Origin of the sequence: Desulforhabdus amnigena (genome assembly GCF_027925305.1) — a bacterium.
GTDB classification, from domain to species: domain Bacteria; phylum Desulfobacterota; class Syntrophobacteria; order Syntrophobacterales; family Syntrophobacteraceae; genus Desulforhabdus; species Desulforhabdus amnigena.
This window is the reverse complement of the sequence record NZ_BSDR01000001.1, coordinates 1,365,988-1,376,912: the sequence shown is the minus strand read 5'-3', so window position 1 is coordinate 1,376,912 and position 10,925 is coordinate 1,365,988. Positions and strand designations below refer to the sequence as shown.

Genomic DNA, 10,925 nt, shown 5'->3' with positions numbered 1-10,925 from the left:
TCAGAGTATGGCCTTCATGCCATGGAGGAAGATCGGATGCATTGTGTTTCTCGGAAGCCTTTTTTTCACGAGCGCTACCATCGGGTGGGCGCAAGGTTTTGGGAAGGTAAAGTCAAAGGCTCCGCCCAAGGAAGAAAAAATCCCTGCAAACCTCACCCCGGAACAGGTCGACGGCTACCTTGCCGGAATCAGCGACGAACAGGCCAGGCGGTTGCTTGCCGCTGAGCTCAAAGAAAAGGCAACCGAGAAAAGCAGCAAGGAATCCACGGAACAGGTGGTAGGGAAAGAGCCGGCACTTGTCCTCGGCTTCTTTGCGGCACAGAGTGATCTGGCCGCTCTTTCCGATCAACTTGGCAGGATTGTTGCCGGTGCTCATATGGCAGCGGAGACGGATGTATGGGAGAAACTCGTAGGAGGCAAAGGACTTGATGCATTCCTTACGGCCATGGCTTTGCTCGTCTTCATCATTCTCATGGGCTGGGCCGCGGAACGTGTTCTGCTGCGTAAGACCGAAAAACTCCGGAGCCAGTTGCTCGCAGGGATCCCACGCTTCGGGTGGGAGAAGGCGGGCGTCTTCCTTTCAAGGCTGGCACTGGACATTCTTGGGCTTGCTGTGTACGTGCTGGTCACTTTCCTGACGTATTTCATCATCTACGGGCAGAAACAAACCGCATATATTGTCTCAAGCGCTGTCGTTCTCACCTATTACTTCCGGATCGTTGAAATAACGGCTCGGGTGATTGCATCTCCCAAGGCCCCCGAACTGCGGCTGTTATTCATATCCGATTCCGATGCGCGGTTCCTCTACAATTGGATCATCTGGATAAGCGCATCCGTCATTCCGGGGTCCGCCCTGGCTCTGGCCCTGCAAAAATCCGGAGCAAACCGGGATTTGTTCCTGTTCGTCTATTCCACCGCCGGCCCCATCGTGAGCATCCTTCTCGCCGTGATGATCTGGCAGGTCCGGCATCGCGTGGCAATGGCGATTTGTCCGCTCGGAACCCCGGACTCCATTTCTGCGCAACTGCTTCGTCGAAGCTGCGCCAACTATTGGCACTATCCGGCGGTCTTCTTTGCACTGGCGGTCGGCGGATACTGGTGGGTGAGGGTTCTCACCTACGCCGACGCAACGATTCGCAAGCTCATCTTGAGCCTCTTCCTCGTTCCCCTCTGCATCGGCATGGATCAGTGGTTGCAGCAGATACTTACATGGTTGAGTGGAAAGCCTCGAGAGGTGATCGATCTCTCGACGCCGGATGAAAGTGCAGGTGCAGGGTCGGGAAAGTCGTTGGGAATGTCCTCGGATCGTCGTGACAAGAAATCGGGAAGAGACATGAGCATCTACTTCCCTGTGATTCGCAAGGCCTTTCGGGCGGTGCTCCTGATCTTCCTTTTCTTTGCGGCCCTTGAACTCTGGGGCATCGAGTTCGACTTCGGATGGATCTTCGCCAGAAACGTTCTTGGCGTCGTTATCGCGCTGGTTCTGGGGTTGATTGCCTGGGAAGTCGTGAAGGCCCGCATCGACCAGAGGATAAAAGAGGAAATTCCGTTTGAGAGCGATGAAGGCGAAGAGGGAGGCGCAGGAGGTTCAGGAGGTTCCCGCAGCGGCACACTCCTTTTGCTGCTTCGTAAATTCATTATGGCTTTCCTTTTTATCGTCATCGGTTTCAGTATCCTCGCCTCCCTTGGCGTGAACATCGCGCCTCTCCTTGCCGGTGCCGGGGTAGTAGGTCTTGCCATCGGCTTTGGATCCCAGACACTGGTGAAGGACATCATCGCCGGCGTCTTTTTTCTGATCGACGACGCCTTCCGGGTAGGAGACTACGTCGAGGCCGGTACCGCCAAGGGCACAGTGGAGCATATATCCCTCCGTTCCATCAGGCTCCGGCATCCGCGTGGGCAAATTTTCGTCGTCCCCTTCGGGGATCTCAAAATGGTGCAAAACTTCACCCGCGATTATATCATCGAAAAAATCGACATCCGGGTCCGTTTCGATACCGATCCCGACGCAATCCGCAAAATCATCAAGAAGATCAACAAGCAAATGAAGGAAGAAGAGTTCGGAAGCGTTTTGCTGAGCGACATCAAGTCGGTTGGGGTGCGGGCCATGGACGACTCCGCCATGATCATGCGTGTGAAATTCAAATGTATTCCCGGCGAGCAATTCATTCTCCGCCGCGAGGTCTTCCACCGGATCCAGAAAGCCTTCAAGGAAAAAGGAATCGAGTTCGCCCAGCGAAACGTGACCGTCTACCTGCCGCCGCAGCCTGCCTCCGGCCCTGAATCTTCTGGAGGACAGGGCACGTCCCTGGCGGCTGCCGGGGCTGCCGCCGCTGCTGCCATCGCTCAGGCTGAGGCCGAGGCGCTGGCTCAATCGACTGAAAAGAAAAAGCCTGAGTAGTCCCATTCGTTGCGAGCCTTCTATAGATTCTGGTGAACTGTCTGCCGTGCGGTCCGTTATCCGGGGAATCACTGTTCTGAGGTCAATGTTCATGAATTTTTACCGGGATGATAAAAAGATGGATTTTGCTCGAATCAGTGTAGTATAAGTTTTTTATTTCAATACCTTGGCGGTTGAAGCCTGCTGACTGCAGAGAATATCGTCGATCCTTTAACCGACCTGTGAAACAGTCCTTGAATCGAATTCCGGGAAAACGAGAGCGTGTGATTGGCCACCTGCTTTTGTTGAAAGGAGAGTACGCCATGACTGCAGAACACAAAAGACTTGAAGAGGCTCGGGATGAAAAGATTTCCTGGAAGAAGTGGGGACCCTACCTGAGCGAACGCCAGTGGGGAACGGTTCGCGAAGATTACAGTGACAATGGGGATGCCTGGAACTATTTCAGCCACGACCAGGCCCGCTCCCGTGCCTACCGCTGGGGTGAGGACGGCCTGGGGGGAATCTGCGACGACCACCAGGTGCTCTGTTTTGCTCTGGCCCTCTGGAACGGAAGGGACCCCATTCTCAAGGAACGGATGTTCGGGCTCACCAACAGCGAGGGGAATCACGGGGAAGACGTCAAGGAATACTATTTTTACCTCGACAGCACGCCCACACACTCTTACATGAAATTCCTCTACAAGTATCCCCAGCAGGCTTTTCCGTACTCGAACCTGGTGGAGACCAACCGCGGGCGCTCACGGCACGAGATGGAGTATGAGCTTCTCGACACGGGGGTCTTTGACGGCGACCGGTACTTCGATGTTTTCGTGGAGTATGCCAAGGCGGCTCCCGAGGACGTGTTGATCAAGATCACCGTCTGCAATCGCGGGCCCGATGCGGCTCCCATTCACGTTCTGCCTACCCTCTGGTTCCGCAACACCTGGTCTTGGTCGGACGGAGGCTCAAAGCCCGTTCTCCGTCGCATTGAAGGCGCAAAGCACAGTGTCATCCACGCTCACCACACCGACCCCCTCTTCCAGGAATCGCTCCAGGACTACACCCTTAGCTGTGAAGGGGAACCGACTCTTCTGTTCACGGAAAACGAGACAAACAACGAACGCCTTTTCGGGACACCCAATGCCGGTCCCTACGTGAAAGACGGGATCAATGACTATGTGCTTCACGGGAATCTGCAGGGGGTGAACCCGGAGCAGACGGGGACCAAGGCGTCCGCCCATTACGCTCTCAGCATCGGCGCCGGGGAGACAGCCGTCATCAGGTTGAGGTTTTCGGATGCGTCAATGAATCTGAAGGGCAGTCCCTTCGGAAAGTCCTTCGATGAAGTTTTTGCGGCCAGGCTTCGTGAGGCCGACGAATTCTACCGGTCCGTTACCCCTCCATCTGTCGGCGAAGACGAGGCCAACGTCATGCGCCAGGCCCTGGCCGGTATGCTCTGGACCAAGCAGTATTACTACTTCGATGCCGACAAATGGCTCGAAGATCACCATGCTCATCCCCTTCACGGTCATGCCCGCCAGCTCCGGAACCGGGAGTGGTTTCACATGGTCAACGACCACGTTATCTCCATGCCGGACAAGTGGGAATATCCCTGGTATGCCGCCTGGGACCTGGCGTTTCACACGATCGCTCTTTCGGTGGTCGATCCGGATTTCGCCAAGGACCAACTGAATCTCATGCTCCAGGAAGTCTACCTCCACCCAAGCGGCCAGATCCCCGCCTATGAGTGGAATTTCAGCGACGTGAACCCGCCGGTTCATGCATGGGCGACGCTCTTCCTTCACTCGACTGAGCAGGCCCTGCACGGCAAGGCGGACATCGATTTCCTGAAGCGTGCCTTTGCCAAGCTCATGCTGAACTTCACCTGGTGGGTGAACCGCAAGGACCGGTTCGGTAAAAATGTGTTTGAAGGCGGATTCCTGGGGCTCGATAACATCGGGGTTTTCGACCGGAGTGCGCCCCTGCCCACGGGAGGGTATCTTGAACAGGCCGACGGCACGGCCTGGATGGCCCTCTTTTGTCAGAACATGATCGAGTTGAGCGTCGAACTGGCTGCCCACGATCTGAGCTATCAGGATCTCTGTTCCAAGTTTGTTGAACACTTTGCCTGGATTGCTTCGGGAATAAACCGCATGGGGCAGGATGGTATGTGGGACGAAGAGGATGGATTCTATTACGACATCCTGAGACTTCCCGATGGGAGTGCTCAGCGGCTCAAGGTGCGCTCCATGGTGGGGCTCCTCCCCCTCTGTGCGACGACGGTTATCGAAGAGTGGCAGAGAAAGCAGGTGCCTCGTGTTACCGAGAGCTGGCTCAAGCGTGTCAAACGCATGCCGGAGCTTCTCGAGAGCTTGCACGCCACGGGGCCGGGCCATTGGGGTGTCGCGAATCGCGGCATTCTCGCTCTCGTAAACCAGGAAAGACTGCGGCGGATCCTCACCCGGATGCTCGATGAAAACGAATTCTTAAGTCCCTTCGGCATACGGGCTCTCTCCCGCTACCACATGGATCATCCTTACGTCTTTTCCGTGCACGGGGAGGAATACCGGGTCCAGTACCTGCCGGCGGAATCGGACAGCGGAATGTTCGGCGGAAATTCCAACTGGCGGGGACCCATCTGGATGCCCGTCAACGCTCTCATCATCAGGGCGCTTCTCTCCTACTATCTCTATTATGGGGACAATTTCAAGATCGAGTGCCCCACGGGTTCAGGAAAGATGATGAACCTCTTCGAGGTGAGCAAAGAGATCGCCAGCCGGCTTACCCGCATCTTCCTTCGGGATGAAAAAGGAAGACGACCGGTGTATGGGGGGACGGAGAAGTTCCAGAGCGATCCCCTCTGGCGAGACCATATCCTTTTCTATGAATACTTCCATGGTGACAATGGAGCGGGGCTCGGTGCGAGCCACCAGACCGGCTGGACGGGATTGGTTGCCAGGATGATCGAGCTTTTTGGCCGGCTCGATCCCCAGAAGGTCCTGGAGGCCGGCAAACGCGGGGCTTTTGTAGGCATCCAACGCCCCTGAAGCTGGGAGAAGTTTGCATCTCCTTCATTCACCGCCAGGTACATTCTGCGGTTCCTTCTTTTTGCCTGGTTTTGCTTTGCTTTGACGCAACGGCCGGATGGCGAGCACTTTTCGAAAGGAATTTCCCATGACCAAGCCCCGGGATGACATCACCCGTATCTTTCTCGCGGTGCTCTTCCTCGGAGCCCTGATCGGCACGTCGCTCTGGATTTTCAAACCGTTCCTGGGGGCTGCGATTTGGGCGGTGACGATCGTGACGGCGACCTGGCCGTTGATGATCTTAATCCAGGGCCGGCTCTGGGGACGGCGCTCATTGGCAGTGGCGGTGATGACTGTGGTCCTTCTCTGCGTCCTGGTGGTACCTCTCTGGTTGGCCATCAGCACCATTGTGTCCAACGCCGATCGGATAGCCGGGTGGGTCAGGTTTCTGTCCGAATTTGAGGTGCCGCCTCCGCCTGCCTGGGTGGGTAAGGTGCCTTTCCTTGGTTCTAACCTTATGGTGGCATGGGAAAAGGCTGCCGTGATGGGAATACAGGAGTTCATGAGGAAGCTGGCCCCATACGGGGGCAGCGCCATCCGGTGGTTCATCACGGAAGTGGGTGGCTTCGGGAGCCTGGTCCTGCAATTCCTCCTGACCGTGGTGTTTTCAGCACTTCTTTATGCCCGGGGTGAGCATGCGGCATCGAGGATGAGGCGTTTTGGACGCCGCTTAGCGGGAGCACGGGGGGAGAATATGATCCTTTTGGCTGGTCAAGCCGTGCGAGGCGTCGCTCTTGGAGTCGTTGTGACCGCCCTGGCTCAGTCGGTCCTGGGCGGTATAGGACTCGCCATCGCCGGAGTTCCTTTTGCCGCCATCCTCACGGCGTTGATATTCATGACGGCTATCGCCCAGGTCGGTCCGCTGCTCGTGATGATCCCTGCTGTGATCTGGCTCTACTGGACCGGCAGCACAGGCTGGGGCACACTTCTTCTCGTCTGGGCTCTGGTGGTCGGAACCATGGACAATTTTTTGCGCCCCGTTCTGATCAAAAAGGGTGCCGATCTTCCTCTGCTGTTGATTTTCTCCGGTGTGGTCGGCGGCCTGATCGCGTTTGGTCTGATAGGCATCTTCGTGGGCCCGGTGGTGCTCGCCGTAGGCCACACCTTGCTATCGGCATGGATTGATGAGGAAATCGTCGAAGGTGATTCGTCTCCCGAGCAAGAATCATGACAGGCTCTCAGACGAAAACCTCTCAGAGGATGTCCGAAAATTCCCCCCTTGATGGAGGTAGGGGGGTGTCAAGATTTCGTGAACCAGAAAAACACCCCCCTTGGCCCCTCCTCAAGGGGGGAATCGAAGCAGGTTCGGCTCCCAAGCAGAAGAATTTTCAGACAGCCTCTCAGAGTCAAAGTCCTTGCGTAGAAGAGAGAAAAGCGCAGTTTATGAACAAACTTTATCGAGGGATGGAAAGGAGGGTGCATCATGGGATCCTGGCCAAAACATCCGCTCATTTACGAGATCAACACCTGGGTCTGGCTTGACGAGCTCAGCCGGAGGGAGCGGCGTGCACTGACCCTCGCTTCGGTTCCCGATGCCGAGTGGGATCAAATCGCCGCTCTCGGTTTTGACGCCGTCTGGCTCATGGGGGTCTGGGAGCGCAGTCCCGAGGGCATCCGGATTTCCATGGCAAACGATGGACTTCTGGCCGACTTCAGGCGGGCTCTCCCCGACTTTACGGACCGAGACAACGTGGGTTCCCCTTATTGTGTGCGCCGCTACGAGGTCGATCCACACCTTGGAGGCCCCAAGGCTTTGGAATTGGCCCGAAAGAAGCTTGCTCAGCGGGGAATGCGCCTCATCCTCGATTTCGTGCCCAATCATGTGGCGCCCGATCACCCGTGGGTGGAAGAACAACCCGCATACTTCATCCTGGGGAACGAGGAGGATCTGAAGACCGATCCACGGTCCTTTGTTTCGCTTGCAGGAAGGATCTACGCCTGCGGCCGCGATCCGTATTTTCCCGCCTGGCCTGATGTGCTTCAGTTGAACGCGTTTGACAAGGGATTGCGCTCGGCCGTCATCGAAACCCTCTCCGGCATCGCCGAGCAATGTGACGGAGTGCGCTGCGATATGGCCATGCTCCTGATGAACTCCATTTTCGAGAGGACCTGGGGCAATCGTGCCGGATCCAGGCCCGAGGCCGACTACTGGTCCGAAATCATCCCCGCCGTCAAGAAGAGACAATCCGGGTTCCAATTCATCGCCGAAGCTTACTGGGACCTGGAATGGGAACTGCAGCAGCAGGGATTCGACTACTGCTACGACAAACGGCTCTACGACCGCCTGGAGCACGACCCTGCCGAGAGCGTGCGGCTGCACTTGTGTGCGGACCTCGCCTACCAGGAAAAACTGGTCCGCTTTATCGAGAACCATGATGAGCCCCGGGCTGCCGGCACATTCACGCCCGAAAAGCACCGGGCTGTGGCAGTGACGGTTCTGACGCTGCCGGGAGCCAGGTTGATCCATGAAGGGCAACTGGAGGGGAGGAAAGTGCGTCTGCCCGTCTTTTTAGCCCGGCGTCCGGAGGAGACGCCCGATGCCGCATTGCTTGCGTTCTACCGTCAGTTGCTCGATGCGTTGCGCAGGGGAGATTTCCTCCAGGGGGCTTGGAGCCTCTGTGAACGCACGGGCTGGCCGGACAATCCAGGCTACCTGAACCTGGTTTCCTGGTGCTGGCACAAGGGGGATTCGCGTTGTCTCATTGTAGTGAACCTCTCTGATGTGCCTTCGCAGGGGAATGTGAGGGTCCCGTGGGAGGATCTCAAAGGCAAAATGTGGCGGTTGAAAGACATTTTCACGACCGAAGTCTACGAGCGTGATGGAGAAGAGATGTACGGTCAGGGGCTTTACGTGGATCTTCCGGCCTGGGGATTCCATTTTCTGGAATGGCTGTAACGGAGTGAGTCGCTCTTGAAATCCCCATTCACCACGGAGCGGAAGCACAGAGATTACAGAGAAATTCCATAAGAATTCCAAAATCTTATCCATGTAATCCGTGTCTCCGTGGTGAATAACGGGATATTAGAATCCGCCAAAGATCTTTGCTGCGAAAGGAGCGCCGGGGGATGACTGTTAAGAAAAAGTTCAAAACGGCTGTTCTCATCAGCCTCCTTTTCTCTCTCATGGGGTGTGCGGGCGTCGGGCCGTACACCGTTGCTCGCGACCGGTTCGACTATACCTCCGCCATTTCCGATTCCTGGAAGGCTCAGATGCTGGTCAACATGGTCAAGCTCCGCTACGGGGATACTCCCACCTTCCTCGATGTTGCCTCGGTCATCAACCAGTATTCCGTCGAGAGCCAGGTAGACCTCCGACTGACCTGGGCAGATCCTATCACCGCCGGTCTAACAAATAGTCAGACCGCAGGGGGCGCTGCCCGCTACATTGATCGTCCTACCATCACTTACAGTCCGATTACAGGAGAGAAGTTCGCCCGGAGTCTCATGACCCCGATCCCTCCTGCAGCGATCCTGAGCCTGATCCAGGCCAATTACCCTGTCGATCTGGTGCTGAGACTCTGCGTTCATTCCATAAATGGGATCAGGAACCGCTACGGAGGTGCGGCACGGGCACGTCCCGCAGATCCCGAGTTCTACCCGCTGATCGAGAGACTTCGAAGGCTTCAGGTTTCAGGGGCCATCGGCCTGCGGGTTCAGAAAACGAACGAGAAGGAAGCTACGCTCATGACCTTCCGCAGTAAGCTGGATCAGGCTACCGAAGAGGACAGCCTTGCCGTAAGAAAGATGCTGGGTCTTGACGCCAAGGCACAGGAGTTTGCCGTCGTGTATGCATCTATAGCGAAAAACGACCGGGAATTGGCGATTCTGAGCCGCTCCATTCTCGAAATCATCGTCGATCTCGCCTCCTATATCGAGGTCCCTGATATCCACGTAGAGGAAAAGCGGGTCAACCCAACGAACATAGAAGAGGCTGACCCTGGTAGTCCTTTGATCCCCCTGATCCGAATTCACAGCTCCCGCGAAAAAATCACCGATGCGTTCGTCGCGGTGCCCTACCGTGATTACTGGTTCTGGATCGATGACCGGGACCTGCCATCCAAGCGCATGTTTTCCTTCCTCATGTTCATATTCACTCTTGTGGAAACGGGTGGCAAGGAGGGGGCGCCGATCGTGACGATCCCAGCGGGATAAAGTGCCGGCTTTGCAGGAGTGAACCATGCTCATCATGGCCATATTCGTTTTGCTGGTTTTTATCTACAGCCTGGTCTCCAGACGTCTGGAGCAGACCGTCTTCACTGCGCCCATCGTCTTTACCGCTGTAGGGATTCTGCTCGTTCGCGCCTTGCCTGTACTGGGCGAACTTGAAGCAGACCGGAAAACTTTTCTTTTGATCGCCGAAATTGGGCTGGTGCTGACTCTCTTTTCCGATGCCACCCGGATCAATCTCCAGGTTCTCAAGAGCAACGAGAGTTTGCCCGTCAGATTGCTGAGCATCGGTATGCTGCCGACTATCCTGCTTGGCGCGATCGGGGCGGTCATTATTTTCCCTCAACTGTCGCTCTGGGAAGCGAGTATCCTCGCAGCCATCCTCGCTCCGACCGACGCCGGCCTGGGGGAGGTGGTGGTGAGCAGTCCGCGGGTACCGGTGCGCATTCGACAGGCCCTCAGCGTGGAAGCCGGTCTCAACGATGGCTTGTCGGTTCCCTTCCTGATGTGCTTTATCGCCCTGGCCGAGGTGGGCACAGAGGGCGCGGGTGCTGTTTTGATGCGCTTCGTTATAGAGCAGCTCGGCTTCGGCGCTCTGGTCGGCGCACTGATCGGCCTGGCGGGTGGGTGGCTTTTGGGACTGGCGAAACGCAAGGAGTGGATGTCTGAGTCCTTACAGCCACTGGGGCTCGTGGCGCTGCCGATCCTTTGTGTGATAGGGAGCGAGCCCATCGGTGCGAGCATGTTCATCGCCGGCTATGTCGCCGGAATGGCCGTTCAGATCGGTTTCAGGGAGGCCGCGAAACAGAGCGTCGAGTTCACCGAAGGTTGGGGGCGGCTGCTTGATTTTTTTGTGTTCTTTCTTTTTGGCATGCTTACAGCCCGTGTATTGGAGCAATTCAGCATGCCACTCGTGGTTTATGCTGTCATGAGCCTGACAGTGGTGAGGATGCTTCCCGTGGCGATTGCCCTCATCGGGATGCGCCTGAGCATGGCCACAACGGTCTTCATGGGTTGGTTCGGCCCGCGGGGGCTGGCTTCCATCGTGCTCGGTCTGGTGTATTTGGAGCAGGAGTCGCATCTGCCGGGAGAATCCACGATCAGGTTGGCAGTGATGGCGGCGGTTTTACTGAGTATCTTCGCCCACGGGTTGAGTAGTTTGCCGGGGATCGGACTCTACGCCCGAAAGATCGCGACGCTGGATGCCACCGCACCTGAACATCTGGAGGTGGTCGCTCCCGAACCTTTTTCCTAGATCGGCGGCAGGGAGAGGTTCCGTTTCCTGAACATGA

At 56.6% G+C, this 10,925-nt stretch carries 6 protein-coding genes; all 6 read left to right on the top strand.

From position 1 onward, the window contains the following. Positions 1-7 precede the first annotated feature (7 nt). The 6 genes from QMG16_RS05940 to QMG16_RS05915 all read left to right on the top strand — a co-directional run bounded on the left by QMG16_RS05940 (position 8) and on the right by QMG16_RS05915 (position 10,888). Positions 8-2,401, top strand: coding sequence for a mechanosensitive ion channel family protein (locus tag QMG16_RS05940; protein WP_281792953.1), 2,394 nt, complete (start codon positions 8-10; stop codon positions 2,399-2,401). A gap of 302 nt (positions 2,402-2,703) precedes the next feature. Next, a complete protein-coding gene (locus QMG16_RS05935) occupies positions 2,704-5,427 on the top strand; it encodes an MGH1-like glycoside hydrolase domain-containing protein (protein ID WP_281792952.1) in 2,724 nt (907 codons plus the stop codon). A gap of 127 nt (positions 5,428-5,554) precedes the next feature. Next, the gene (ydiK, locus tag QMG16_RS05930) at positions 5,555-6,637 is read left to right on the top strand and encodes an AI-2E family transporter YdiK (protein WP_281792950.1); all 1,083 of its coding nucleotides are present in this window, start codon (positions 5,555-5,557) and stop codon (positions 6,635-6,637) included. A 252-nt stretch (positions 6,638-6,889) separates the two neighbouring features. Beyond that, a complete protein-coding gene (locus tag QMG16_RS05925) occupies positions 6,890-8,362 on the top strand; it encodes an alpha-amylase family glycosyl hydrolase (protein ID WP_281792948.1) in 1,473 nt (490 codons plus the stop codon). Between the two features lie 170 nt (positions 8,363-8,532). After that, a complete protein-coding gene (locus QMG16_RS05920) occupies positions 8,533-9,618 on the top strand; it encodes a hypothetical protein (RefSeq protein ID WP_281792947.1) in 1,086 nt (361 codons plus the stop codon). A 25-nt stretch (positions 9,619-9,643) separates the two neighbouring features. After that, entirely contained in the window at positions 9,644-10,888 is a 1,245-nt protein-coding gene (locus QMG16_RS05915; RefSeq protein ID WP_281792945.1) for a cation:proton antiporter domain-containing protein, read from the top strand. The last annotated feature ends 37 nt before the right edge of the window (positions 10,889-10,925 follow it).

What these genes read in the sequence shown, in the direction of transcription:
- QMG16_RS05915 (WP_281792945.1), top strand. Translation starts at nt 9,644, where the DNA reads ATGCTCATCATGGCCATATTCGTTTTGCTGGTTTTTATCTACAGCCTG.
- QMG16_RS05935 (WP_281792952.1), top strand. Translation starts at nt 2,704, where the DNA reads ATGACTGCAGAACACAAAAGACTTGAAGAGGCTCGGGATGAAAAGATT.
- QMG16_RS05920 (WP_281792947.1), top strand. Translation starts at nt 8,533, where the DNA reads ATGACTGTTAAGAAAAAGTTCAAAACGGCTGTTCTCATCAGCCTCCTT.
- QMG16_RS05925 (WP_281792948.1), top strand. Translation starts at nt 6,890, where the DNA reads ATGGGATCCTGGCCAAAACATCCGCTCATTTACGAGATCAACACCTGG.
- QMG16_RS05940 (WP_281792953.1), top strand. Translation starts at nt 8, where the DNA reads ATGGCCTTCATGCCATGGAGGAAGATCGGATGCATTGTGTTTCTCGGA.
- ydiK (WP_281792950.1), top strand. Translation starts at nt 5,555, where the DNA reads ATGACCAAGCCCCGGGATGACATCACCCGTATCTTTCTCGCGGTGCTC.